At 61.4% G+C, this 24,918-nt stretch carries 21 protein-coding genes and 1 tRNA gene; 8 read left to right on the forward strand and 14 right to left on the reverse strand.

Annotated features, from left to right (window positions below; all coding sequences use genetic code 11):
- The first annotated feature begins 44 nt into the window (after positions 1-44).
- The 3 genes from OP10G_RS20395 (at position 45) to OP10G_RS20405 (ending at position 3,407) form a co-directional block, all read left to right on the forward strand.
- A complete protein-coding gene (locus OP10G_RS20395; protein WP_025228583.1) occupies positions 45-809 on the forward strand; it encodes a nucleotidyltransferase family protein in 765 nt (254 codons plus the stop codon).
- The gene (locus OP10G_RS20400) at positions 809-2,215 is read left to right on the forward strand and encodes an MFS transporter (RefSeq protein ID WP_025228582.1); all 1,407 of its coding nucleotides are present in this window, start codon (positions 809-811) and stop codon (positions 2,213-2,215) included. Before OP10G_RS20395 ends, OP10G_RS20400 begins: the two co-directional genes overlap by 1 nt.
- 277 nt (positions 2,216-2,492) lie before the next feature.
- Positions 2,493-3,407, forward strand: a complete 915-nt coding sequence (locus tag OP10G_RS20405; RefSeq protein WP_038473486.1) for a metallophosphoesterase family protein — start codon at positions 2,493-2,495, stop codon at positions 3,405-3,407.
- Here OP10G_RS20405 and OP10G_RS20410 read toward each other — a convergent pair.
- Entirely contained in the window at positions 3,404-5,611 is a 2,208-nt protein-coding gene (locus tag OP10G_RS20410; RefSeq protein WP_052547872.1) for a DUF255 domain-containing protein, read from the reverse strand. The two genes, OP10G_RS20405 and OP10G_RS20410, sit on opposite strands and share 4 nt — an antisense overlap.
- A gap of 366 nt (positions 5,612-5,977) precedes the next feature.
- A complete protein-coding gene (locus OP10G_RS20420; protein WP_025228580.1) occupies positions 5,978-8,203 on the reverse strand; it encodes a sialidase family protein in 2,226 nt (741 codons plus the stop codon).
- A gap of 140 nt (positions 8,204-8,343) precedes the next feature.
- Here OP10G_RS20420 and OP10G_RS20425 point away from each other — a divergent pair, with 140 nt between their 5' ends.
- Positions 8,344-9,117, forward strand: coding sequence for a DUF3592 domain-containing protein (locus OP10G_RS20425; protein ID WP_025228579.1), 774 nt, complete (start codon positions 8,344-8,346; stop codon positions 9,115-9,117).
- 4 nt (positions 9,118-9,121) lie between these two features.
- Here OP10G_RS20425 and OP10G_RS20430 read toward each other — a convergent pair whose 3' ends face one another.
- Both OP10G_RS20430 and OP10G_RS20435 read right to left on the reverse strand, forming a co-directional pair.
- On the reverse strand, positions 9,122-9,304 hold the full coding sequence (locus OP10G_RS20430; RefSeq protein ID WP_025228578.1) for a hypothetical protein: 183 nt from the start codon (positions 9,302-9,304) through the stop codon (positions 9,122-9,124).
- 115 nt (positions 9,305-9,419) lie between these two features.
- Positions 9,420-10,022, reverse strand: coding sequence for a sigma-70 family RNA polymerase sigma factor (locus OP10G_RS20435; RefSeq protein ID WP_025228577.1), 603 nt, complete (start codon positions 10,020-10,022; stop codon positions 9,420-9,422).
- Positions 10,023-10,273: 251 nt separating this feature from the next.
- Here OP10G_RS20435 and OP10G_RS20440 point away from each other — a divergent pair, with 251 nt between their 5' ends.
- Positions 10,274-11,401 (forward strand): TlpA family protein disulfide reductase, encoded by a 1,128-nt coding sequence (locus tag OP10G_RS20440; protein WP_025228576.1) that lies wholly within the window; start codon positions 10,274-10,276, stop codon positions 11,399-11,401.
- Between the two features lie 2 nt (positions 11,402-11,403).
- On the opposite strand, the gene OP10G_RS20445 is transcribed toward OP10G_RS20440, so the two are convergent.
- Both OP10G_RS20445 and OP10G_RS20450 read right to left on the reverse strand, forming a co-directional pair.
- Positions 11,404-11,844: a response regulator gene (locus tag OP10G_RS20445; protein ID WP_025228575.1), complete on the reverse strand. Its 441-nt coding sequence runs from the start codon at positions 11,842-11,844 to the stop codon at positions 11,404-11,406.
- Positions 11,845-11,917: 73 nt separating this feature from the next.
- On the reverse strand, positions 11,918-14,101 hold the full coding sequence (locus OP10G_RS20450) for a M1 family metallopeptidase (RefSeq protein ID WP_025228574.1): 2,184 nt from the start codon (positions 14,099-14,101) through the stop codon (positions 11,918-11,920).
- A 59-nt stretch (positions 14,102-14,160) separates the two neighbouring features.
- Here OP10G_RS20450 and OP10G_RS20455 point away from each other — a divergent pair.
- Positions 14,161-14,237, forward strand: a tRNA-Met gene (locus OP10G_RS20455).
- A gap of 322 nt (positions 14,238-14,559) precedes the next feature.
- On the opposite strand, the gene OP10G_RS20460 is transcribed toward OP10G_RS20455, so the two are convergent.
- The 5 genes from OP10G_RS20460 to OP10G_RS20480 all read right to left on the reverse strand — a co-directional run bounded on the left by OP10G_RS20460 (position 14,560) and on the right by OP10G_RS20480 (position 19,994).
- A complete protein-coding gene (locus OP10G_RS20460) occupies positions 14,560-15,786 on the reverse strand; it encodes an ABC transporter permease (RefSeq protein ID WP_025228573.1) in 1,227 nt (408 codons plus the stop codon).
- The gene (locus OP10G_RS20465) at positions 15,783-17,426 is read right to left on the reverse strand and encodes an efflux RND transporter periplasmic adaptor subunit (protein WP_025228572.1); all 1,644 of its coding nucleotides are present in this window, start codon (positions 17,424-17,426) and stop codon (positions 15,783-15,785) included. Before OP10G_RS20465 ends, OP10G_RS20460 begins: the two co-directional genes overlap by 4 nt.
- 246 nt (positions 17,427-17,672) lie before the next feature.
- Positions 17,673-18,704 (reverse strand): C39 family peptidase, encoded by a 1,032-nt coding sequence (locus OP10G_RS20470; RefSeq protein ID WP_025228571.1) that lies wholly within the window; start codon positions 18,702-18,704, stop codon positions 17,673-17,675.
- A 79-nt stretch (positions 18,705-18,783) separates the two neighbouring features.
- Complete coding sequence (locus OP10G_RS20475) at positions 18,784-19,629, reverse strand: menaquinone biosynthesis family protein (protein ID WP_173425316.1); 846 nt, start codon at positions 19,627-19,629, stop codon at positions 18,784-18,786.
- Between the two features lie 11 nt (positions 19,630-19,640).
- A complete protein-coding gene (locus OP10G_RS20480) occupies positions 19,641-19,994 on the reverse strand; it encodes a hypothetical protein (RefSeq protein WP_025228569.1) in 354 nt (117 codons plus the stop codon).
- 51 nt (positions 19,995-20,045) lie between these two features.
- Here OP10G_RS20480 and OP10G_RS20485 point away from each other — a divergent pair, with 51 nt between their 5' ends.
- Positions 20,046-20,810, forward strand: coding sequence for a RecB family exonuclease (locus OP10G_RS20485; RefSeq protein ID WP_025228568.1), 765 nt, complete (start codon positions 20,046-20,048; stop codon positions 20,808-20,810).
- A gap of 160 nt (positions 20,811-20,970) precedes the next feature.
- Here OP10G_RS20485 and OP10G_RS20490 read toward each other — a convergent pair whose 3' ends face one another.
- The gene (locus OP10G_RS20490) at positions 20,971-22,125 is read right to left on the reverse strand and encodes a peptidase M16 family protein (protein ID WP_025228567.1); all 1,155 of its coding nucleotides are present in this window, start codon (positions 22,123-22,125) and stop codon (positions 20,971-20,973) included.
- Complete coding sequence (locus tag OP10G_RS20495; RefSeq protein ID WP_025228566.1) at positions 22,122-23,273, reverse strand: M16 family metallopeptidase; 1,152 nt, start codon at positions 23,271-23,273, stop codon at positions 22,122-22,124. The genes OP10G_RS20490 and OP10G_RS20495 overlap by 4 nt, the downstream gene beginning before the upstream one ends.
- A gap of 44 nt (positions 23,274-23,317) precedes the next feature.
- Between OP10G_RS20495 and OP10G_RS20500 the strand changes: the two genes are divergently transcribed.
- Positions 23,318-24,088: an L-ribulose-5-phosphate 4-epimerase gene (locus OP10G_RS20500; protein WP_227625150.1), complete on the forward strand. Its 771-nt coding sequence runs from the start codon at positions 23,318-23,320 to the stop codon at positions 24,086-24,088.
- Between the two features lie 169 nt (positions 24,089-24,257).
- Here the strand turns inward: OP10G_RS20500 and OP10G_RS20505 are convergent, their stop codons facing one another.
- Positions 24,258-24,896 carry an RsmG family class I SAM-dependent methyltransferase gene (locus OP10G_RS20505; protein WP_084179568.1) on the reverse strand — a complete coding sequence of 213 codons (639 nt, stop codon included), beginning with the start codon at positions 24,894-24,896 and terminating at the stop codon, positions 24,258-24,260.
- Between the last annotated feature and the right edge of the window lie 22 nt (positions 24,897-24,918).

Raw genomic sequence — 24,918 nt, forward strand, 5'->3', positions numbered from 1 at the left:
AGTTCCGCCCCGCGTGGTGGCGTCTATGCGATACTCTTGCCCCAGTGACCTCCTTCGATGCCATCCTCCCCGCCGGGGGCATGATCGACGCCGACTTCGCGGCGCGAGTTGGGACCCCTAATAAGGCGCTCATCGAGCTCGGCGGCCAAACGATCCTCGCCCGAACCCTCGATGCCCTCCGATCGTCCGGCCGAGTCCGGCAGGCCATCGTCATCGGCACCGAAGAAGTGCTGGCTCACGAGGATGCCGGGAAAGCCGACCAAACCCTTCCCGCCGGTGGTAGCGGCCCCGAAAACATTCTAAAAGGGCTCAAGTTCCTGACCTCCGGGCCAAATCCTCCGAAAAAGGTGCTCATCGTGACCACCGATCTCCCGTTCATCTCCGGCAAGGTCGTCAACGACTACCTCGACCGATGCCCGGACAACCGCGACATTTCCCTTCCGCTCATCACCAAAGCCGAATACCAAGCACGATTCCCGGACTCGACCTCCTCTTTCGTGCCGCTCAAAGACAATATCTGGACCGCCGGGTGCGCATATGTCATGGATGTAGAGGCGTTTCAACGCGCGCTGCCCCACATCGAGAAGGTCTTCGATAACCGGAAGAGCAAACTCGGAATGGTGAAACTGCTCGGCCCCGCGTTTCTCGTGAAGTTCCTCACCAAGCAGCTCACCGTCCCCGACATCGAACGGAAAATCCAATCCATGCTCGGTTGCAGCGGAACCGCGGTCCTAAACTCCCCACCCGAGCTCGCCTTCGATATCGACGCCCTCGACGACTACGAATACGCGCTGGAGCACCTCAAGTAATGTCCCTCAGCTTGCAACCAAAAGATCCGGTCCAAATCGAAGCCGCCGAGATCCCGGCCGTTCCCTCTCCATACGAAACGATCTCGGCCTTTCAGCACGTGAAGCTGAGCGCGTACTGGTTCGCCACCAACTTTCTGTGGGGCGCGCTCCTCCTCGTGATGCTGCCGGGAGAGGTGCAGACGATGAACCCGGAATTCCGAGCCAAAGCGCTCGGATTGCTCACCGGTGTCTCCGCCCTCGTAGCGCTCGTGGTCCCGCTCATCGTAGGCGCTCTCAGCGATCGGTGCGGTTCTCGATGGGGACGCCGGCGGCCCTACATGGCGACCGGATTGGTTATCAATATCGTGGGTCTGGTTACGATGGCCGCGTCGTATGCCGCATCCGTGCCCACCAAGGGCGCCACGTCGGTCTGGGACTCGATGTTCCACAACCCCGGCTTCCTTTTCTTCTCGCTCGGCTATCTCATCGTCCAGTTCGGAAACAACGTAGCGAGCGCCGCCTACATGGGGGTTATCCCCGACGTGGTGCCCCAGGACCAGCGGGGCGTCGCCAGCGGCTACATGGCGCTCATGAGCCAGCTCGGTTCTCTCTTCGGGGCGATCGGCTGCGGCCTCTTGCTGAAAAGCGCTCCTGAATCGGCGAAGTACGCAACTCTGTCGATCGTTCTCGTCGCCGTGGCATTGGTGACGATCCTCGGAATGCGAGAGAACCCGCTGCCGTTCAAACCGCAGAAGATTAACTGGGTCCACTACGTCCGCTCGCTCTGGATTGATCCGCGCGCCTATCCCGACTTCGCCTGGGTCTGGATCACCCGCGCTCTAGTCATGCTCGGCTTCTATGCTGTCGTACCCTTCATCAACTACTACTTGGTCGATGTCATCAACATTTCTCAGAAGGATGTTGGTGGCAGGGCGGCGATCATCCAGGCGATTATTCTTATCACGTCCACCATCAGCGGCTTCCTAGGCGGAAAGTGGTCCGATAAAGTCGGCCGCAAAAAGGTCGTCTACGTTGCGAACATGCTGATCGCCGTGATGGCGCTTGCTTTTATCTTCTGCCGAAGCATGCAAGACGTGATCATCGCCGGATCGCTCTTCGGCCTCGGCTACGGCGCCTACATCTCGGTCGACTACGCCCTCGGCACCGACGTCCTCCCCAGCCGAAAAGACGCCGGGAAAGAGATGGCCGTCTGGCACATCGCCATGACCCTACCGCAATCGTTCGCCGCTCCCATCGCCGGCTACCTCATCGAAATCCCCGGCAAAAAAGTTCTCCCTCCGCTTGAGCCAGGCGGCGAAAACATCGTCCACTACGCCACCGCCGGCTACTCCTACGTCTTCACCCTTTGCGCCGTCTGCTTCGCCTTGGGCGCTCTGCTGCTGAGAAACGTAAGAGGCGTAAAGTAACCGTCCGGAGCCCCCTCTCCCTCCTTCGGATGTACGTGCCGAACAAGGGAGAGGGGGTTGGGGTGAGGGAGTCCGGAAGGACCGCTGCTCTCCAAAGCGGCCTCCCCGTTCCCCGTGTACCTTCGGTACACGGCATCGGCGAGGGCGCGGACGCTACGTCCGAAGGACGTGTAGCCGCAGGTTGGCTCGTACCTGCTCCCGCTGTACCGAAGGTACAGCGGAATCATCGGCGAGGGCGCCGACGCTACGGCCGAACCCTAATCGGCCAAAGTAGAACATGCTCTCACGACGCGACCTCTTCGCCGGCGCCGCTTCGCTCGGCCTCTCCGCCGCCGTCGGAACGGTTTTCGCTAACGAAAAAACCGTCCGCAGGTTCGGATTCGCCCACTTGACCGACCTCCACATCCAACCGGAGCTCGGCGCGCCCGATGGCGTTGCGATGGCTGTTCGCAAGCTCCTCTCCCTACACCCCCGCCCCGATTTCGTCCTTACTGGCGGCGACCATGTAATGGATCTGTTAAAAGTGACGCGGGAGCGAGCCGACCTCCAATTCCGGCTTCTGGAAGAAGCCCTGAAACCGCTCGAGATGCCGGTCTACTCCGCCGTCGGCAATCACGATGTCTACGGCTGGAGCACCGCCTCTCCGGCAACCGAGTCCGACCCGCTGTACGGCAAGCGGATGTTCGAGGAACGGTTCGCCAAGGCTCCCCTCCACCGGTCGTTCGACCACAACGGGTGGCACTTCGTGATCCTCGATACAATCCAGCCGCGAAACCGCGACTGGATGCTGGCGATCGACGACGCTCAGCTCACCTGGCTTAAAGACGACCTCGAGAAGGCGGGCCGCGCCCCCACCGTCGTAATGTCCCATGGCCCCATCCTTACCGCCTTCATGCAATACACCGCTTCGACCGGAGCCCCAACTCCCGATACCCTCATCACCCACAACGGCCGGGAGGTCCACGAGATTCTCGCCAAGCACAATGTGAAGGCGGTCCTCCAGGGCCACACCCACGTCCTTGAGGAAATCGACTACTTGGGCATCAAATACATCACCGCCGGCGCCGTGTGCGGCGATTGGTGGAAAGGTCCGCGCCTCGGCGTCCACCCGGAAGGGTTCACGGTCTGCGATGTCGACGGAGATCGATTCTCCTGGAGATACGTGCCGTACGGCTGGAAGGCAAGGACCTAACCAGCCAAAACGACCGCCCCGAAAACCCGCTCCTCCGCGAGCTGACATTCCGTCTCCGTGCAAGCTTGGAAGCTGACCCTCACTTCGAACTCGGCATCCGACTTCCCTCTCGGAAGCTCCACTTGGAACGGAATGGAAATCTCCCCCACATACCGGTCGTCGACCGCCGCCGGGTAGCTGACGGTGGCGCTGGCCGGACGGATCTCGACCTTGGTCGGCGTCAGCCAGCGGGCGGGAGGGTTGTCGGAGTTCAGGTGAAGTCCATCCGGAATCGCAATTCGAATCTCACCGTGGCCGAAACCGTCGGCTCCGGCGACGATCTCCGATCGGACCAGCTTCACCTCGACCTTGGCGGGGACGAGCGGTTTTGCCGCCTCAACCGGCGCCTCGGACACCGCCTCCAACATCGGTAACGCGGCGTAATACATCGCCTCCGTCGCCGAGGGCGCGCGCTCCATCCAGCCGAGCATCGTCGCCAACGTCTGCCGCGCCCGCGCCTCGTCGCCGAGCGCGACGAGAATGCCCAAGCCGATCGCGTTCCCGCTCGGGGATGGCTGATCCAGCACCGGCTTGGCTCGCCCGAAAAGAATCTCGTGGTGGTCGCTAGTCCCGAAGAACCCTCCGGCCCCTTCGTCATAAAATTTGGCGATCAGCTCTTTGGCGAGCCGCTCCGCTTCGTCGAGATAGGCCGCCGCCGGACGCGGGAGCTCCACCGGCTCCCCGGCGGCATGAAACGCATCGGCAACCATCGACAGCCGAAGCAACGCCTCCGTGAAGACCGCGTAGTCATCGAGGAACCCCTCGCCGCTCGGCTCACCGCCGACGATCTGATGCGGAAGATGTCCAAGCCGCGCTTCCGCGGCAAGGAACGCTTCCGCGGTTTGGGCTGCCACCGTGAGCAAGCCGATCTCGGCAAATGCGCCGATTACGAGCCCGTTCCAACTAGTGAGCGCCTTATCGTCCAGCCCCGGTTTCACCCTCGTTTCCCTCGCCTGGCGCAGGGCTTGGAGGTGGGGGTCGAAGTCCCGCGATGGCTCTCCGGTCAGGTGAGGAATATTCGTTCCGGTGAACTGCCCGGTCGCTTCGTCTTTGTAGTTCCCTTCCGGCTTGAAGTTGTACGCCGTCAGGAATTCATCGGCGTGGGCTCCCAAAACCTGCCGGACCTCATCCTCGGTCCAGACGTAGAATTTCCCTTCCTCCCCTTCCGAGTCGGCATCGAGCGCGGAGTAGAACGTGCCGTCCGGCGCCATCATCTCCCGCATCAGCCAATCCGCGATCCCGGCCGCGGAAGCGCGGAACCGCTCCGCAAGCTCGGGGGCAATCCCCTCCGCGATCACGCTCGCCCGGCCGAAGTTGGCCAGTAGCAGGGCGTTGTCGTAGAGCATTTTTTCGAAGTGCGGCAGTAGCCACCGGCCGTCGGTCGAATACCGGTGGAATCCGCCTCCGACATGATCGTGGATCCCCCCGTACGACATCCGCTGCAGCGTTACCAACGCTGCGCCGAGTGCCCCTTCCCGTAGCTCGACCGGGCCGACCGTGCTCGTGGCATACGCCATCAAAAACTCGATCGTCGTGTGCGGAGGAAACTTCGGCGCGTTGCCGAAGCCGCCGCGCTCTCCGTCGTATTCGGAAAGGACCTTCCGCACCGCCGAATCCACGAACGCTTGATCGAATATGGAAAACGTCGCCGGCGGCGCCTTGCCCAACGTTTCCGAAACCGCCTTCGAAATTTCGCTCGCCGCCTTCTCTAGGTCGGTCCGCCGTTGCCGCCATGCCTGAGCGATCTGACGCGTCAACGAGAGGAATCCGGGATAGTTCCCCCGGTCGAGCTTCGGAAAATACGTGCCGGCAAAGAACGGCTTTCGGTCCGGCGTGAGAAAGACACTCATCGGCCACCCGCCCCTACCGCTGGTGAGTTGCACCGCCGCCATGTACGCCTCGTCCACATCCGGCCGCTCCTCCCGATCGAGCTTGATCGAGATGAACTCTTGGTTGAGGATCGCCGCCACTTCCTCGTCCTCGAACGACTCGTGCGCCATGACATGGCACCAGTGACAAGAGGAGTAACCGACGCTCAGAAAAATCGGCTTGTTCTCATCCCGAGCCCTCGCGAACGCCTCCTCCCCCCACGGATACCAATCGACCGGATTGTCTCGGTGCTGGCGGAGATAAGGGGACGAGGCATTCGCGAGGCGGTTCGGCATAAATGGACCTGTCTCGATTTGTAATCGAGACAGGACCATTATGAGGCGGTCGCTTCGGTCCGGTCACAACGACGAAAGTGGACACGGTCGAATGTTTTGCCTCGACTCCCGTCTTCGCTGCCGAACGCAAGATCGCTGAGCTCTTCCATCGCCTCCGCGCAAGGCACGATGCCAACCAGCTTTTGGCGGCGATCGTGTTTCGCCCTTTGCGGTTCAGCCACTGATCGACCGGAATTTTTCCAATCTCTGCATCCTTCGCAAGCTACATCCCGATGATCGTCGGCAAGCGCGTAGCCTCCCGACGGCGCGTTGTTCAAAACCCTTCGGTAGACCTCCATTCGGTCCTGAGATTAACGAGACACAACCCTATGGCACCGGCCCCGACGAACCGATGCGAATCCCGTTGCCGAAGCTCGTCACCCAAACCTCTCCTGCCTTGAACGGATTGAAGAACACCCGTTGTGGCTGCCGGAACGGATAGCTGGCGACCTGGATAAAGCTGGGCGACGCCGACGTGGCGTTTACGCTGTACCACAACCCCTGAACCTCGGTTGTCGCGTAGACCTCCTTCGGATTCTTGGGATTGACGGCACAAGAGCCCACCCGATCCAGAACCAAAATCTGCTTCCAACTGACACCCCGGTCGACCGTTTTATACAAACCGCCCCGATTGTTCGCGTTGCCGCCCCAGCCGCTGTACACCGCTGCATACCAGGTCTTCTGGGTCGCGTCGTTCGGGTCAACGGTAAGGTCGCGCGTCCACCAATGCATGTTCGGGTGAGACCGGTCGACCCAGCTCTGTCCACCGTTGGTGCTCACGAAAACGCCCGACGAGTCGGTGAAGTTGCTCGTGCGGTGTCCGGAATACGTCGCCACCAACGTTCCATCCTTCAAAACCGCGATATTGAAAGCATGCCCTTCCGTGCGGGGCGGCTTCGCCAACTTCGTCCAGGTTGCCGCCGCGCCTTTGGTAACGTCCTGGCAGACGTAAACGCCGCCGACCAAGCTGCTGGCTACCGTCGCGAAGAGCCGCTTCGGGTTGGTTAGATCGAGCGCCAAGCCGACGACCACCTTTCCGATCGAACCGACCTTTGACCAGGTTTTTCCCTTGTCCGGGGAAACCAGCACGTCCCCGGTTCCGTTATTCATCGAGGCATCCGTGAGGTGCGTGCTTTCGTACATGTCGTGGACGGACGATGTCGCCATATACATCGCGCCGGTCGTCGGATGGACCACAACCTGGTAAGAGGCGTTCAACGTATGGCCCGAATAGTTGAAGCCCCAGGTCTTGCCGCCGTCCATACTTCGTGCGCCGCGAATATCGGAGAAGGAGCCCCACACGTTGTTCGCGTCGGCCCAAGCGACGTACCAAGCTGCCGTGTTCTCCAGCCCAACCCCCTGGTACGCCTTCCCCTTCGGCGTCGCAAGGTTCGGCGGGTTCTGGGTTGTCGGGCTCACGTAAGCCTGCTTCCACGACGCCCCGCCGTCCGTGGTCAAATGGCAAAAGCCAAACCCCGTAAAGGCGACCCGCTTGGCGTCGGTCGGGCACACATCGAACCCGAAGGCAAGCTCGTCGTAACCCCAGTCGCGGTCACCCCCAGATCCGGCCCAGCCGGTGGTGATTCCCTTATTACCGGCAGTCGTAAGAACGCTTGTCCAGGCCTTTCCTCCGGTCGTCGATTTCAACACCACCGGCACACCCGCGTCGCTTCCGCCGCCAAGGTAAACGGTATTGATGTCTCCCCGCGCCATCCCCACGAAGAACGGATGGAGCCCGGCCGCAATGCCGGTTACCGACTTCTTCCAACCCGCCGCGCCGCCGTAGTCGAGCGCGTAAACCCCTTTATAGCCATAGTGATCATCCCCCTGGATGCCGCCATAAACGTCGCCGGCACCCAAGGTAACGACGATCAAGCGCGTAGTGGTCCCCGCCTTCGCCGCGGCGAAGCCGACGATCTGTTCGGTACTAGGAATGCCCGTCACCGCAAGCTTGGAGAAGGTGGCGCCGTTGGTCGAGACAAACACGCCAAGGTTCGTTCCGACGAAAATTCGGCTTCCGTCGAAGAACGCTCCTGACACCTGCACGCCGTTTCCGTCCGTACTGGTCGCGATCTTCGCCCAATGCGCGCCTCCGTCTTTGGTGAAATAGAGGTTGGAATAATCCGAGACGAAGAGGCGAGTGGTCGTCGTTGGATCCGCGAACAAGTACCAGGCATCCGCCCCCGTGGGCTCTACCGGCAGGGGTTTCCAAGTCGCACCCCCGTCGATACTCTTGACCGGCCGCCCGACCTCGCCGGTCGCATCGATCATAAACTGGATCTTAGGATCGCTCGTGAACTGGACCTTCGGCGAGTTCCGCCCGACTTGAAGCGTGGTAAACGGCACCAGATTCCAAGCGGTACCCAGAGTCGTCGTCTTGTATTGCCCGCTCATGTCGCACGCCACTGTCAGCTCGTTCGGGCTAAACGGATTGAATGCCGGCGAGAAGAACGCGCCGCCACCACCCACGCCGACGCTCTTCCAGGTAGCGGGCGCCTGGGAGTAGCTGACACCGGCGCAAAGCGCCAACGAGAGGGCGGTGAACTTCTTCATACGAGTTGCAATCAGGAGACCACCAGCGCCATCTCACGGTCAAGTTACTTGGGACCTTCGACGGAACGCCCAATTACCAGGTCGGACGATCAGACGAGCCGCGCATCCCGTCCCCGTCTCGTAGCGTTTAATACCTTCGGATGGATGAATCTTCCCGTGAATGGCTCGACCTGCCGTTCGAACAATACGGCCCCCGGCCGGTCGTGGCCAGCCGCCTCGCGAACTTGAGCAAGTTTTGGGCTCGCTTCGCCCTCGCCGCTACCCTACTGATAGGCGGCTATCTGGGAGTTCGGGACGTTGGCGACCTTCGCCAACTCCAAGTACACGGCAAACAGATCCAGGCGAGGGTTCTCGACATGCACCAGACCACCGGCAAGAACACGGCTTACTGGATTACCTACTCGTATGACCTCTCCGGAAAAACCGAGGACTTCCAAGAGGAAGTCGACCGGGAAACGTTTGAGTCGACATCTGATGGGTCCACGATCCTCGTAACCGCCTTGCCCGCCGACCCTAGCGTTCACCGCCGGGGCTTCGTCGACGAAGATAGGATCGCAAAGGCACGATTTCGCTGGACCGCGGGAACCGTTATCTTGGGCCTCATCTTCGAGGGCATATTCTTGGCGGTAGCCGACAAGACCCGCAAAGAGATGCGGATCTTGCGCGACTTCTATGCCGGCCCGGGGCGAATCACCGCAATGGGCCCTCCAAAAGGCACGAAGGTGAAATGTCAGGACGTCGAATTCATCTATCGGCACCCGAACGGAATCGCCGAAAAAGGAACCGTCAATCTAGAAAGCTCTCGGGCCGCCAAGTACAAAGTCGACAAGCCAATCATTGCCATGATCGACCCGCAAGCAGGACAGCCCGCGGTCCTCTACGACACCCTAACCATGGCGCGCCTGGATACGTAGAGACTCAGCTCTTCCGATCGCCACGATCGCCCTGGCCGGGCTTGGCCGCGTTCTTCGCCTTCTGGTTATTGTCGGAAGCCAGCGATTTCCCGACATCCACTTGGTCGGAGGTGAAATGCCCCTTCTCATCTCGTCGAACGTACCGCTTGTCGCCGGGTTTCGGCTGAATCGTCTCTCGCTTGCTCATTTTTCTCTCTCCTTACGGAAAAGGGGCGCAGATCGATGAGACCTGCGCCCGTTGTCGAAAGCATTCCTTTGCGGCGCCAGTCCGTGGCTCGGCCCAGTCCATGGGCATGGTCGAATTAGGCCGCTGTGACGAACTCTTCCTTACGGTGGGCCAGCATCTGGGCCAGCGCAAGTCGTGCGCGATTCAGGCGGCTCTTCACCGTACCGATCGGGATGTTCAGCGACTCCGAGATCTCCTCGTAACTCAGCATCTCGCCGTGGTACATCGTCACGATCGTTCGATACTGCTCGGGAAGCGCGTCCGTGGCTTCCGAGAGCGACTCGGCCGTCTTCCGGCGAGCCAAAACTTCTAGAGGATCTTCTTCGTCCGAAACGAACTGCCGCTGCAGCTCGCCGTCCGGAGTATCCAGCGCCTCGTCGAGGCTGGTAGTGGGGCGGCAAGAGAGCCGTTTGCGACTGTCCAGGTAGCAATTGGTGATGATCCGGTACAGCCAAGTGGTGAAGGCGCTCTGCCCTTTAAATCCATGGATCGAGCGATAGACTCGAAGGAACGCTTCGGCGACGATATCGGCGGCAGCGTCCTGATCTCGCGTCAAGCGGTAGGCATACTGATAAGCGCGCGCCTGATGCTTGCGGATCAGAGTATCCACGGCTTCGCGATCTCCGCTCGCTCCGCGCTCGACAAGCCATCCGTCTTCGTTGATCTTGAGTGTTTGCATTTGGTCTCCCCGTCTTCGATCGGTTCTCCCAAACCGGTCGAATAGCGTTCACACAGATAGGGACGATAAATTTCTTGCGATGTTCGGCGCAATTTTCACATAGGTCATTACTAGGCCCCGCCTGCAACTTTGGACCCACAGTCCCAGCTCTCCTGCCTGACCTTGCGTCGGGAACTATTTCCTGCGCAATCTACGTGTAGTCAGTAGAATATGCGCCGGTGCCGAACGTATGTAGCATCGGAAGAACTCCTATGAAGCTTCGCTATCTTCTGCTGCCCGCCCTCGCCCTCACCGTCTTTTCGGCCCGCGCCCAGACCCCGGCGCAGTACGTCTACGTCGGCAATTTCGGCGCGAAGCTGGGTGAGAAGGCTCCTTCCTTATCCGCAGCGAAGTGGATTAAAGGCTCTCCCGTTTCTCTAACCGCCGGCAAAGTGACGGTCGTCACGTTCTGGGCAAGTTGGTGCCCGTCCTGCAAAGAGACTTTCGAGCCGGTCGCCGAGCTGGCCAAGCGTTACAGGGGAAAGGTCAACTTTGCCGGAGTAAGCGTGTATGAGCGAGCCGAAGACGTCAAGAGCGGCGCATACATCGGCAAGCTTCAGGCGTTTCTACGGACTTCCGGCAACCCCATGCCGTTTAGCGTCGCGGCCGACGATCAGCAAGGCACCATCGCCTCCGCCTGGATTGGCCAATTCATGCAGGACATTCCCAAGGCGTACATCATCGACCGCCAAGGTCGCGTCGCGTGGAGCGGCCATCCCCTCGCTGAGCTCGCCGATGTGCTGGGAAGCGTGGTAGATGGAACCTACGACGTTGCCAAAGAGGCCCAGAAGCAGCGCGCGCGTTACGTCGTCGAGGGTCAGATCCGCGACGTAATGGTGCCAATCAAGGCGCTCAGCGGGCAATCGCCGAAAGAAGCGGTCGCCGCCATCGAACAAGCGATTCAAAAGAATCCGGAGTTAGAAAAGGCGATCGGCCCCGCGAAGTTTCAGATGCTCCTCCGTACGGACGAGTCCGCAGCCTACCTTTACGCGAAGAAGCTCTCGGAAGGGATCTGCAAAGACTCCCCCACCTCGCTCAACCTAATCGCCTGGTCGATCTTGGACGATAAGGGAGAGCTCAAAAAGCCCGATCTGGCCACCGCCCTCACCATTGCCAAGCGGGCCGACGAGCTGACGAATCACGGCGATGCCTACATTATCGACACCCTTGCGTTGGCGCTCTACAAGACCGGTTCCAAGCAAGAAGCGCTCGATCTCCAAATCAGAGCGGTATCTCTCGCCGGAGGGATGCCGAATGTTCCTCCCACGATCATGAAGGAGATGCGCGACCGGCTGGCCCTCTATAAGAAGGCCGCCCGATCCATCGCGCCGGTGCCGTAGGCTTAACAGCCGACCAGCTCGTCCACCCCGTCCCGCGTTGCCGGGAGGTGGATCGTCAGCCAATATTCCACCGTACAGCGGAAGATCTTCAGAAACCGGTCGAAATCCACCGGTTTTTGAATGAAGGAGTTGGCGTGCAGCCGCTGGCATGCCACCCGGTCCGAAACTTCATCCGAGCTGGAGAAAACCACCACCGGCATTGAGACGTTCTTCTCGTGCCCGCGAATCCAGCGCAAAACGTCCAAGCCGCCGACCTTCGGCAGCTTCAAATCCAAAAGGACGAGCTTTGGCATCTCGCTGCTAGATTCGCCCAAGCGGTCGATCGCCTCTTGTCCGTCGTGAGCGACCTCAAGGTCGACACCCTCCAGCGAGCGTAACGCCCTGCGCGCCAGCCGTTCGTCGTCGGGATTATCCTCGACCAACAAAACTCGAAGCTTGCTCACGGTACTCACCTCAGTATTAGGAGGGCATTTCTGCCTGTTTTAGCAGTGGTCCTCCGCCAAATAGGTCTTTCGGCTACAGCCGAATCGTCAGCCGCCCTTTCGTCTTCGGCTCAGTTACCCCTCGTAAGAATCGCCCGAGGTCGTCGGTGAGCACCAGCCGGGCTCTTCCCCAATTCGGCGCAACCCGGGTCTTCCCTAGCCCGATGACGCACCGTTTGCCTCCAGGAAGGTTCACCACCGCGAGCGCCGACCCATGGTCGAGGTCTATCGTCGTGCCATCGTACGTTAGCCGGTTCGCTGTGACCTTAAATCCAACCCGGTCGCAGAGCGTCCTCATCACCGGCGAGCTCTCCGGCGATCCCACGAGAAAATGCCCCGCCGGGTCGGTTGTGTCCGTCAGCGGCTCAGCCGTGCCTCCCAGCGACGAAAGCCAGTCGGTGTGCTGCGGGTCGACCACCTTCTTTAGCGCCTGCAACCCCAGCCCCAGATCCATCGGCGCCTCGTTCGGCTCCATCACCCGAACCGCCTGCCGCCACGGATCGACCGAGACGAGCTCCGGCTTCCAGCCCGACGGTAGATGAACCGTATCGTTCTTCCCATCCAGAAACACCATCGAGAACGAACGGCGAGCCCCCGACTGCAGCATGACCGTCAACGGCATCCGGAACCGCGGCCCGTGCCAGTGAATCTTGAGATCGACCCCCTTACCGGTCCACTTTGCCGTCGCGTCGAAATCCGAGAACCCCGGCCGATGAATCCAGTCGGCCAGAAACCCCTTCATTTCCGCCTTGTTGGAGCTCCGGCTAAGAACGACTCGCTCGAAATCGGCCCAGTCCCCCGGCTTGCCGCGGGGATGCGTCCGCACCCACGTGCTCATCGTCTCGATAAGCCACTTTGTTCCCATCCACTGCTGCATCATCTGCAGCACCTTCGCCCCCTTTCCGTAGCCCAGCGAGCTCCCCACCGGTCCCACGTCCGCGCCACTGGAATTCATCGCCGCCTGCGCGTAGTCCGGCTCCGCGTTCCCATCCGAAACGAAGGCGAGCCTCCGCTCCGCCTGGTTACCGATCGCAACCTCGCGGTGATAAAGGCCGTCGCAAAAAACCGCGAAGCTCTCGTTCCAAAACGAACCGAGGTAGGTGTTATTGATCAGGCCACCCCACCACGTGTGGGCCGGCTCGTGGGCGTCCTCGGTTGGCAAGCCGCCGCCGTAGGTGGCATACGTATACGCCTCCAACGCGCCGCCTCCGTAATGCTCGCTATCCACCGCCCCGTACATCGGGTACGGCGGCGGACAGAAGCTCTTGGCGTAGAACTCGAAGATCGGTAGGTACAGCTCGGTCTGCGCTCGCAACTGCACCTCGCTCACCCGCGTACTCCAAGCCGAATACCGCCGCCCGTTCAGCGTCTGCGAGAACGTCTTAAACGGCGCCGCGTCCACGCTGAAGTACACCACGGGCAGGTCCATCTTGTAGCCGGTCACCAGCTCCGCCCCGGTTTCGTGCTCCAGCGTCTTGATCCCCTGCGCCACCGCCGTCCAACCCTTGGGCGAGTGGATGAGGATTTGATACGGCGACGGCTGCCGCGCGATCATCGGATACCAGTAGTCGTTGACGAGCGTCGCCTCCGTGCTGGAGATGCTCCCCGCGTAGCTCGGCAAATTCACGGTGGCGCCGTAGATCACACGGTAGGTTCCGTAGCTCCCTTTCCCCCGTCGCATCGATACCACGCCGCTCGCTTGCCGGAAAGTCACCGGCCTTCCCCGCTCATCCTCGATCCGCGCCACCTTGTATTGGCTCGACATCCGGAAAAGGATCGCTTGGGGCGCTCCGGGCGCGAACTTTAGCGTGAGGTCGTCGCGAAGCGCCGCGTGCTTCTTCGGGATATCGAACTTCAAATCGAAGCGATGTCCCAACACGGTCGTCCCCATCGGATCGCTTTCAGGGACGTAGGCGAGCTTGTTCCCCACTCGCTTCAGCACCGTCTCCCCCACATCCTCGCTGGTGAGCGGAGTCCCGATAACCACGTACCGCGCCCCGCCGTCCGCCGCCGTCAGCTCTTCCGCATGCCACCCAAACCGCCCCACCTCATACGCCCCGCCCGTCTTGAGCACCCGAAACGGGTTCCGAATCCCTTCGGGCAACGGGGCCAGCAGCTTCGTCAGCCCCGCCACATCGCGCCGCTTCGCCATGGCATCGATCGCCTGAATCGAAGGCCCGGGGGCGTAGGTGAGGAGGCCGATGACGCAAGGAAGCATAAGGACGAGTATGGCCCGTAGCAACCCAGCCCGCCACCCGGTCATAATAAGTCGCGTTCGGCGGCGTAGCTCAGTTGGTTAGAGCGAGCGGTTCATACCCGCTAGGTCACCCGTTCAAGTCGGGTCGCCGCTACCATTTCGTCTCCCCAAGTAGCATCGGCTCCCAGCCGATGATCGGAGATCGAAGCTCCAGCCACAGATTGGCCTCCCCTACGTCCGAAGGACGTGTAGCCGCAGGTTGGCTCGTACCTGCGCGAGAGCCTTCCAAAGATCGCAATGCGAGGACGTATTTGAAACGTCCTCGCGCAGGTACGAGCCAACCTGCGGCTACAACGCTGCGCGTTAGGTACATCGGATCATCGGCGAGGACGCCGACGCTACAGGCAGACTCCCTCACCCCCAACCCCCTCTCCCTCCTTCGGCACGTACATCCGAAGGAGGGAGAGGGGGCTCCGGAGCTATTCCCTTCGCAATGCTTCGATCGGATCGAGGCGGGCCGCGCTCATCGCCGGATACAGCCCAAACACCACTCCTATGAACGCGGAGAAGATCGCCGCCGCTATGGCTGCCGGCAGCGGGAACGGCATGGGCAATCCCTCCGGCGAAGGCTTTTGCATCTGGGCTGAGACCATCGTAATCACCAAACCCAGCGAATAGGCGATCCCCATGCCGATGAGGCCGCCAACTAGCGACAGCGTCGCGGCTTCCACCACGAACTGCGTCAGGATCGAGGCGCGTTTCGCCCCCAGTGCCTTCCGTAGCCCGATTTCCCGGGTTCGCTCGGTCACGGAGACGAGCATGATGTTCATGATGCCGATGCCGCCAACCAGCAGCGACAGCGCCGCGATCGCCGCCAGCACGGCGCCGGCGACGCCGAAGATCTGACCGAAGACGCCCAGGATCGACTCGTTCGACTCGACCCGGTAGATGCGCTTGTTGCCGCTCTTCAGCATCATCGCTTCCCACACGTCCTCCATCGCCTTATCGACTTTGACCCCCGGTTTCGGCCGGGTCATGATCATCATCAGGTTGTCGCCGCCCACCCATTTGTCTTGGGCGGTGGAGAGCGGCGTCATGATGTCGCGCGCATTGGAGTCGCCGAGGAAGTCGCGCCGCTTCGCGACGCCGATGACCTCCAACGTGATCCCCTTCATGGAGATGTACCGGCCCAGCGAGTGCTTATCCGGAAAGAGGCGGTCCCGGATCTCGTCGCCGATGACTGCCACGTTGGTCCGGTTCTTCACATCTTCGGCGGTGATGTCCCGCCCCTCGGTCAGCTCCGACCGGTTCATCACGGAGAAGTTCTGGTCCACCCCGTAGATCTTCGGATTCGTCACCACCAAGTCGCCGTTCGTCACCGGCTGGGCCGCGGCCTGGAAAAGCGGCGTGGCCACGTCCAACGACGGAACGCGGTCGGTCAGATATTTCACGTCCGGCATCTTCAGGCCGCCGATCGATTTGCTCTTCTCGGAGTTCGGCCCCCAGTTGTCGAACATCACCATGATCGTGTCGGACCCCAGCTTTTCGAACTGGCTCGACATGAACGCCTGGAATCCCGAGGAGATCATGATGATGAGCGTCACGCTCATTACCCCGATGATCACGCCCAGCATGGTGAGGAATGCCCGCAGCTTGTGCAGCCGCAGCATATCCAGCGCGACGAAGATGCTTTGGAAGACGCTCATTGCTCGTCCGGTCCCGCGGACATAAACCCTTTACGCTGCGGCCCGTTGTATTTCGGCTTCGAGATCTGATCCCCTTCGACCAGGCCCGAAACGATTTCCACCAGCGCGCCGGTCTGGGCTCCCGTCTTAATCTCGCGCCGCTCAGGCTTCGCGCCCTTCGCCTTCGGGTTCGCCGGCGTGATCTCCACGAAGCTCTTCCGCCCCTCGCGGATGACGTGGTCGATCGGAACCACCAGCACATTATTCTTTCGAATCACGTCGACCGTACACTTGGCCGACATCCCCGAGCGGAGCTTGGCATCGGCGTCGCGAAGATTGATCTCGACTTCGTACTTCACCACCGCATCCGCCGAAGCCTGGCCGGTCGCCGGCTCCTTGCTGGCCGGAGCGATCTTGGTAACCACGCCGTGATAGACATGGTTCGGAATTGCGTCCACGTCGATATCCGCCGCCATTCCCACCTTCAGCTTCGCCATGTCGATTTCGTTGATGTCCAGCTTCACCTTCATGCTGGATCGATCCTCGATCTTGACGATGGTGGACCCACTGCTGAACGTGCTAAGGCCGGTGGCAAGTTCTCCGACTTGGAGCAGCTTCTTGGTGACGATTCCCGAGATTGGCGCTCGGATCTCCGTCTCGTTGAGCTGACGGTTCGAGTCGCTGAGCACCGAGCGAAGCTGGGCCACCGTCGCCTGGCTTTGGTCTCGCTGCTTCTCCAGCATCGCCGGATCTTTCAACGCCGCCTTGGCTTTCGCCATCTCGGCGACTGCCGAGAGATACTCTTGGCGCTTCGTCTCCGGCGTGTAAGCATTGGCCTGGGCGCGCCGCAGCGCCGCCCGAGCCTGCTCGATCGACTCCGTCGCCTTCGACATTTCCGCCCGTTGGGCGCTCTCTAAGTGGGCGAGATTGTCCTTCGCCGCCTGGAGGCGCACCTTGGCCAGGTCCAGCACGAGCTTGGCCGAGTCCACGACCCTACCCGCCACGTACCCTTTATCGGAGAGGTCGGCTTGCCGACGATATTCTTGGTTCGCGTTGTCGTAATTCGCTTGCGCCTCGTCGACGGCGCTCTTTAATTCGTTCCGCTGATTCGGTTGCGCGCTCTGCTGGAGCCGGTCTCGCTCCGCCATCGCCGTATTAAGTGTGTTTTGGGCTTCCTGAATCGCCGCGCGCATCACCGTCGGCTCGGCCCTCAATTCCAGACTAAGCTGCCGAACCCGGGCCTGCGCCTGCTCGTAAGCGGCCTGAGCGGTGATCTTCCGTTGTGCGATCTCGATCGCCGTTCTCCCCACCGCGCTCTCCGCGCCCCGAAGCTGGGCGGCGTCCTGCTCCACCCGAAGCTGGGTTTCCTTCGGATCGATCACGGCGATGAGTTGCCCGGCGGTGACCGAATCCCCTTCGTCCACGAACAGCTTCGCCAAACGGCCGGTAACCCGCCCCTTCAGCTCGACCACTTTATTCGCGTCGATGGTTCCGGTCTCGACCACCGAGACCACGATATCCCCCTTCTTGACGAGGGTCGGCTTAGGAAGCGCGGCGTCTGCCGCAAGTGCTGCATTCTGGCTTCGGCCTTTGAGAGCCATCCCACCGATCCCGCAAACAAGTAGCAGAGCGATGGTAATAGGAATGATCGGGCGTTTCATACGGCGCATGCAGTATCGCGCGACGACGCCCCGAGGTTGCACTAACCAGCCATTTTGCTCTCAAACCGGCATTCCACTAACGCGAATCGCTACCGGAACCACTTCACGCCCGATCCCTCCAGACGCGCCGTCTGGCAGGGTCCCACCATCTACTTGCGCAAACTCCCCGATCCTCTTTGCGTCTTCGCGCCTTTGCGTGACGCTGATCCGGTCAGACGAACCCCCAACGGCTACAACCCCTTAGCGTCACCGTTCGATCCAAACCCCGTCGCCATCCACCGGCACCTTCGCCGTCTCCGGATAAACCAAATACACGGTGCGGCTGGAATGGAGCCAAGCTCGCTCGAAGTTCTCCCGCTTGTAGGTGTAGCGCACCTGCGCCCGACGCGCCGGATCGTTGAAGACCGGATCGCCGTCCTTGGTGAACCCGACGAGCACCACCAGGTGCCCCGACCCGCCATCTTGCGCCTCCCCTTTCGCGATGTTCAACGAGATAGAGCAGATCACCGGCAGACCGGCGTCGATCCACTGCTCGAGGTCGGCGATCGAGCGGAACCGCGTGACGTATGAGCGCATGCCCGGAAACGAACCCGCGTAAGCCGCATTGAAGGGCCAGTTCCCCGCGCCATCGTAACTCTTGTCCCAAACGCACGCCTCGACCTCCGGAACGTCGCGGTCCATCTCCGGCCTCTGCAACTGCTTCGCATAGTGAGTCAGCACCATCGAAAGCGACGTCGGACTGCACAAGACCCCACCGTTCGGATAGTTCCCCTGCGCCCGCTGAGGAACTTCGATCGTCTTGCCCCAAGCTGGAGACGGAGACTTCTCGCTTGCCGCCGGATGGTGGGTGTTCGCGAACGAAAGCGTGAACAGCCGTAGCTTCGGCAAGCCATCCCCGTTATTCTTCAGCGTCACCCGCACGTCGACGGTGCTCGCCCCTTTCTTGGGCAGAAAAGTGTCGGTGTCGACATTCCCGTCGTCGTCCTTCTGCCCCTTCACGCTGGTCCGGCGCGCGGCATCGTCCAGCGTCCAAGTGCCGAATGAATACCACTTGGAAGTGAAGCCGTCTCCATGGGACCGGATCTGAACCTCCAGCGCCGCCCCCGTTGCCGGTGAAACGTTCCACGACGGCACGACCTCGTTAAACGCGATCTTGGGATCGACCCCGCTGAACTCCACCACCGCCTCCCCGCCCTTGGCGGGAAATTTACGGTCGGGGAAAAACGGCACGAGGCGAACGGTAGAGGCGGCCACGGTGAGAAGGAGGAGGGGGAGCATAGGCGTTAGGCGTTAGGCGTTAGGCGTTAGGGCACTGCCCTTCTATATCCTAACGCCAAACGCCCCAACGCCCAACGCCTCAGTCGACAACATCCACCTGCACCGGTGGCACAATTCCAGCTTCCGTTCCCTTTTGCAGGAAGAGGCGGATCGCCCGGATCCCCTCGTCGCCCATGTCGAGCGTTCGCTCGTTCACGTACATTCCCACGAACTCGTCGCTGGTCGGAGTGTCCATTCCCCGGGCGAATTGGAGGGCATAGTCGAGCGCCTTCCCTCGATTGGAAAGACCGGCGTGGATGCTCTCGCGCATGCAGCGGCTGACTTCCTTCACGGCCCCGTCTCCCAAGTCTTTCCGCACGACGTTGACGCCAAGCGGAAGCGGCAGGCCCGTCTTCGCTTTCCACCAACGCCCCATGTCGGCGATCAAGGTCATTCCCTCTCGCTCGTACGTAAGCTGCCCCTCGTGGATGATGAGGCCGGCTTCGTACTTCCCTTCTTGAATCGCGGGGATGATCTCGTCGAACGGAACCACCTCGGTCTTCGGCCGGACCCCGGCCCCGAACTGGTCCTCGAAGTAAAGGTTGAGCGCCAAGAACGCGGAGGTCATCTTTCCCGGAATCGCGATAACCGTCTCTCGAAGCTCTTCGGGCGAGAGCGCCCGCTTCGCCACGATCATCGGGCCATACTCGTCGCCGAATGAGCCGCCATGCCGTAGCAACGCGTACTTATCCGACACATGGGCAAAAGCGTGAACCGAGATTGCCGTCGACTCGAGCTTCCCTTCCATCGCCCACTCGTTTAGCGTCTGGATGTCGCGGAGAATGTGCTCGAAATCGTAATCGGTCTTCACCTCGCCGCTCGCAAGCCCCCAAAACATAAACGCATCGTCCGAATCGGGGCTGTGGCCCAGCCGAATTTTCAACATCGAGTGAAAGTTTACCGCAACCGGAATCGTCGCATGAGGCGGCGTACCCGATTGGAGAACGGATCGGCGACGACTTTGATCTGCGGCTCGTGTTCCGCGCAGGCTGTCATCCGGTAAAAAACGAACCCGGCGCTCGCTCGGCCTCTCTCTGTCTCCGAAACCCGTTCCACTCGCATCGAAGGCTCATTGGAACCTCGCATCATCGGTCCGATTTCCCGGCGGGCGTCTTCGCGCGCCGCCTCCTTCGCCTCCGCTGCGGTTTCCGCTGAAACGTAACGGGTGGTGTAGAAACCGTACTCCTGTGGCTCATCCCCGATGTCGAGCCGCCAGCCTTCGCTATGGAGAACGATTTTCCACCATGGCATGGTTAAGAGGGCTGACCTGCGTGCGAGGAGCCGTGTTCGCCAAAATAGACTGTGGCGCGAAAACCGACGCTTAGCCCGAGCAAAATCACCACTTACCTTGCCTGCCCGGTCAAGTACCGCTGGACCTACGTGGACGATCGCGGCAAGTGGTACCTGCGCTCCAAAAGCTACTACTCCTTTGGCAGCACGCTCCACCGGGTGCTCGAACGGTTCCACGACACTGGCGATGCCGGGGTGAACACAACCGAAGAGGTCATGGCCGCCTATGAAGAGAGCTGGATCGACGCCGGATACGCCTCCGCTGAGGAACTGGCCGAGGCGTACGGCGAGGGGCGCGAGATCCTCGAGCGTCACGTCCAGCAAGCAACCGCCCAGCCGCGTGAGTCCAAAACGATCTTCGTCGAGCGCCAGTTTCGTCACGACATGGGCGAGTTCGCGTTGCTGGGCCGCGTCGACCGGGTCGACGAATATCCGGACGGAACGCTCGAGATCGTCGATTACAAATCCGGACGCGAATCGGTGGAAGTCGAAGACGTGGCGACCGACATCGCCATGGCCTGCTACCAGCTTCTCCTCCGCCACAAGTTCCCCGGCGTCCCCATCCGCGCCCGGATCATCGCCTTACGAACCGGCCACTCGGCCGCCGCCTCGATGACCGACGAGGAAGCCGCCGACTTCGAGCAGACGATCCTACAGTTGGGCCGCGAGATCCTCTCCGAGGAGTACCACGAGCTAACCCCCGTCTTCAAACCCCTGTGCCTCCACTGCGACTTCCTCCCCCTCTGCCGCAAACACCCAGAATTCGCCGAACTCTAACGTGGCACTGGCTTCCAGCCCGTGGGTCCCAAGGGCATCCTGCCCTTGGCCGTTTTCTCACGACCATCCTGGTCGTGAGCGTTCATCGGCTAGGAGCCGATGCTACGTTCACACGACCAGGATGGTCGTGATACACACGGGCTGGAAGCCCGTGCCACCGCTAACCCGCCGGTAGAACTCTGGTCTTACCTTCCGTCAACACTCCCAGCGCAATCTCCCGGAGGTCGTCCAACGTGACAACTTGCATCGTCTTCACAAGCGCCTTGGCGTCCCACGGTTCGCCGGTTTTGAGACGCCAGTAGGTCCGCAAGAAGGTCCGGCCTTCGAGCGTATCGTCGAAAGTCCCGGCCGGGCCGAAGGCGAACGGGGAAAAGTCGACCCCCCGCAGAAAGACTGCCTCCGCCATGCCGCGTGCGCGCTTCAGGTCCGCGTCGGTCCACCCCTTCACGTCTTCGACCAGTGCGGCGCGGAGCGCCTCCGCCTGCTTGTCGAGACCGTCGGTGGCAGACGTCTCCAGCAGAATTCGTGATTGCCACCCATCCGGAACCGGATACAGCAGTGCTTCCTGACGGTAGCTCATTCCCAACTGACGCCGCGCCACGCGGAAGAGGCTGGCCCCCTTGCCACTCCCGAGGGCGATCAGAGCGAGGATTCGGGTCGAGATCGCGGCATCTCCCGCCCCGAAGGTCGGCCCGGTCAACTCAATCGTCGAAACCCCGCCCGGATTCTTGGCCAGAGGCTTCGGAAGAGCCTCATACTTGCTCGGCTCGGGAAGCCGGGGTGTGATCCACTTGTCCATCCGACCGCTCCAATTCTCCTCAGCCTCCCCTTCCTTCACCGGGCCTCCGACGCCGAGCGTAATGTTCTCCGGACGGAAGAGCGCATGGTAGAGGTCCTGAACCTCACTCGGCCGGGGATTTCTCGTCCGCTCATACGGGCGGAGTGCCGCAACCCAGGAAGTCGCTTTGGCGGACGGCAGGATCGCCGGAACCGTCAGGCGCGAGGACCGACACAGCGCCTCCATCAGGCTCAACCCCTCGCGCAAGTTCGCCGGCGGCACATGAAACGAGATCCGTACGTAGTCGGGTCCGGCGGAGCACCGGACCGGGTCCCCACCGGTGACAGTGAGAATGTCCCGGCGAGCATAGCCTTCGACCTCCCGCGGGATCGCTTCCACCAAGGCATCGAGAGAATCGGCTTGACGGGCCGTCAGGTTCGGAATCCGCGCGATCGCCTGAATCGAAACCTCTCGAGCCCCCGGCTCGACGTTTTCAACCACCAGACCGGCGAACAGAGCGGCGGCAAACAGAATCACCGCTTCACCGCCAATGCTCTGGGCCGCGATGCCCGCCCGGTAAATCCGTTAAACGCTCGCTCGAACTCTGCAAATTGAAGGGAATCCAAATTTTCCAACATGATCTCCGGCTTCAGATCCCGTTCGCAAACCAGCAGCATCCCCCGAAAAGCGGCGGCCGTTTCCGGCTCGTAAAGCCGGTTTCGAACCCACCGGGCCGCTAGAATTCGCCCCAGATCGAAGAGGGACGCCGCCTGAGCGTCGTTGATCGCGCTCAAATCCCCGGTCGGAGAGCCGATCAGAACGAGCCCCCGATTTCCGGATGGGGTGTAAATCACCTCCAATCCCTCGGCAACGGTCGCGAGCGCCAACGCCGCCGCGAGGGTCGCGGCCGTATCTGGCGATCGATACCCCGGTACGGAGACCGCCCGAAACTCTCCTGGCGAGGTCCCGAACGCGATCGACTTTGCATCGGCCGCAGCCAGGGGCGCCGGATTGGACACTTTGGCCACCGGAAGAAAGGCTAGGGCGTCGGCCACGGCCTTCGTGGCGGCGTCGATGTCGACGTTCCCGCTAACCACGACGGCCAGGTTTCCAGCCGAAAAAGCTCTCTTTCGAACCGCCTCCAAGATCGCCGGCTTAGTAGCCCGAATCGTGTCGAGATCGCCGAACGGGTCCAGCCCTCTATCGCCGAACGCGCGTCCCCAAGCCTCGGAAGATGCCTGAGCGGCCGCATCTCGGAGGGCGCGCTCCTGCTCCATGATATCCGCCTCGTGCGCGATCTCTGCCTCGGTGAACCCGTGCTCCGAGACCAGGTCTCGAAGGGCGCTAATCGCATCTTTCATCCCGGTGGGCGGCAAATTCATCTCGAAAGAAATCGAGTCTCGAAGGGTCCGTGCGCGGAGGAAGCCTCCCGCCGTTTCCAACCGTCGGTCCAGGTCACCCTTAGCTCCCAGTGCGACCAAGTGCTCCAGCAAGTGCCGCTGGCCGTGCGATTGCGGCGTCTCTTCCACCCCGCGAGAGCTTACGAACAGATCTACGATCAGTGATTTCGCGTTCGGCGTCCGCTCCACGAGCACGACTACGCCATTCGGAAGCAAGGTCCGCAACCGTGGCGGTTGCTGGATCTGAACCTGGGAAGCCAGGAGAAAAGCGAGAAGGGGGAGCATAGGATTTGAGCCGGGAATCGGTTGAAAACGATTGTAGCTTGGAGGTGGGACGTGCCCAAACCGCGAAGTCGTCGTTAACGAAGGCGATTTTGCGCGAAACCGGCGTTGCGCAAGCAATAATCGACTTTCGAGCGCCAACCATGCTGATCCCGAAGACCGAAAAAGACGACGCTAATCTCCGCCTCGAAGTGGCCCGCGCGAACTGGGCCCTCCCCGCCTCCGGGCTGGTGACGATGCATTCCGGCAATGCCAGCGGCTACGACCCGGAAAGCGGGCTCGTCTATATCAAACCCTCGGGAATGGACTATGACCAGATCAAGCCGGGCAACCTGGCCGTGGTTCGCCTCGAAACCGGCGAGGTCCTCACTCCGGACATCCGCCCAAGCGTAGATCTGGCCCATCACCTCTTCCTCTACAAGAATCTTCCCGAGGTTCGAGGGATTATCCACACGCACTCCAACTACGCGACCGCCTTCGCGGCCGCCAACAAACCGGTTCCCTGTTGCCTCACCGCCATCTGCGACGAATTCGGCGGCGAAATCCCTTGCACCCCCTATATCGACAACGAGGGCGAGAATATCGGCCGAGCCATTCTCAAATACCGGCGCGAGCGAACTCCGGCGATTCTCTTGGGTAATCACGGCGTATTCGCCTGGGGCTCCTCTCCCAAAAACGCGTTAAAGGCGGCCGTAATGGTCGAGGACGTCGCGAGAACGGTTTGGCTCGCCATGCAACTCGGCCCAGTCGCCGCCATTCCTCCGGAAGAGGCCGAGAAATGGTACGACCGCTACCAGAACCGGTATGGCCAGGGGTAGCGCCGCCCGTAGCGTCGGCGTCCCCGCCGATGATCCCGGAAACGTGACCAGACGCTTTCCCAGCCCGTGGGACAAATAAGACCTGTGTGACCCATGAGTCCCAGACGTCCCATCAATAGAGGTAAAGCCTCAGGCTACGAACGCCCCAACGCCCCAACGCCCCAACGCCCTAGAGCCCCAACCCCTTCTCCTTAATCTCCGCCCACCGTCTGGGATACTTGCGATCCGTCTTGGCGAGTTTCTCATATCGCGGAAAGGCGCGGACGACGTCTGTGCCGGCCAGGGGCCGAGTTACGACGTCGCGGAGTACCAAACCGAGCGGTTCCAAGCGCACCGTGTCAAACGGCTCGTTCGGGGTTCGCATGGGAATCACGAACCCGCCAACCGCGCAGGGGGCGGCGGAAACCTCGAGCTGGGCCGCTAACGGGGCCACCGCGCGGCCGGTGACGATCTCGAACTTTTCGCGATGACCAAATTCCTCGGCTCGCCCCTGAACCACTTCAAGGTTCGAAAGCGGCTGGGTTCGCAAGAAGCCGAGCATCTTCCCCGAGGAATCGAGCGCGGTCACCTTAAGGTCCGGCCGCGCGCAAGCGAGCGGCCAAGACGGAAACCCCGGACCGGTTCCAAGGTCGAGCACCTTCGCCCGGACCGGGATAAGGTCTTGGAACAGGATGCTGTCCAAATAGTGGCGTAGCCACGCCTCCTCGGGGGGAACGCGCGTCAGGTTCATCACCGCATTGGCCGCATAGATCGCCTCGTGAAAAGCCGCGAAAGCTTCAAGCTGCTCGCCGGTCAGCTCGAGGCCGATCTTCGCCGCCTCCTCACGAAGG

The organism is Fimbriimonas ginsengisoli Gsoil 348, from assembly GCF_000724625.1.
Classification (GTDB): domain Bacteria; phylum Armatimonadota; class Fimbriimonadia; order Fimbriimonadales; family Fimbriimonadaceae; genus Fimbriimonas; species Fimbriimonas ginsengisoli.

Excerpts from the sequence above, each read along its gene's own strand:
- OP10G_RS20475 (WP_173425316.1), bottom strand. The coding sequence starts at position 19,629 with ATGTTGAAAATTCGGCTGGGCCACAGCCCCGATTCGGACGATGCGTTT.
- OP10G_RS20425 (WP_025228579.1), top strand. The coding sequence starts at position 8,344 with ATGGATGAATCTTCCCGTGAATGGCTCGACCTGCCGTTCGAACAATAC.
- OP10G_RS20435 (WP_025228577.1), bottom strand. The coding sequence starts at position 10,022 with ATGCAAACACTCAAGATCAACGAAGACGGATGGCTTGTCGAGCGCGGA.
- OP10G_RS20420 (WP_025228580.1), bottom strand. The coding sequence starts at position 8,203 with ATGAAGAAGTTCACCGCCCTCTCGTTGGCGCTTTGCGCCGGTGTCAGC.
- OP10G_RS20465 (WP_025228572.1), bottom strand. The coding sequence starts at position 17,426 with ATGAAACGCCCGATCATTCCTATTACCATCGCTCTGCTACTTGTTTGC.
- OP10G_RS20495 (WP_025228566.1), bottom strand. The coding sequence starts at position 23,273 with ATGCTCCCCCTTCTCGCTTTTCTCCTGGCTTCCCAGGTTCAGATCCAG.
- OP10G_RS20400 (WP_025228582.1), top strand. The coding sequence starts at position 809 with ATGTCCCTCAGCTTGCAACCAAAAGATCCGGTCCAAATCGAAGCCGCC.
- OP10G_RS20430 (WP_025228578.1), bottom strand. The coding sequence starts at position 9,304 with ATGAGCAAGCGAGAGACGATTCAGCCGAAACCCGGCGACAAGCGGTAC.
- OP10G_RS20470 (WP_025228571.1), bottom strand. The coding sequence starts at position 18,704 with ATGCTCCCCCTCCTCCTTCTCACCGTGGCCGCCTCTACCGTTCGCCTC.
- OP10G_RS20405 (WP_038473486.1), top strand. The coding sequence starts at position 2,493 with ATGCTCTCACGACGCGACCTCTTCGCCGGCGCCGCTTCGCTCGGCCTC.
- OP10G_RS20450 (WP_025228574.1), bottom strand. The coding sequence starts at position 14,101 with ATGCTTCCTTGCGTCATCGGCCTCCTCACCTACGCCCCCGGGCCTTCG.
- OP10G_RS20440 (WP_025228576.1), top strand. The coding sequence starts at position 10,274 with ATGAAGCTTCGCTATCTTCTGCTGCCCGCCCTCGCCCTCACCGTCTTT.
- OP10G_RS20460 (WP_025228573.1), bottom strand. The coding sequence starts at position 15,786 with ATGAGCGTCTTCCAAAGCATCTTCGTCGCGCTGGATATGCTGCGGCTG.
- OP10G_RS20410 (WP_052547872.1), bottom strand. The coding sequence starts at position 5,611 with ATGCCGAACCGCCTCGCGAATGCCTCGTCCCCTTATCTCCGCCAGCAC.
- OP10G_RS20480 (WP_025228569.1), bottom strand. The coding sequence starts at position 19,994 with ATGCCATGGTGGAAAATCGTTCTCCATAGCGAAGGCTGGCGGCTCGAC.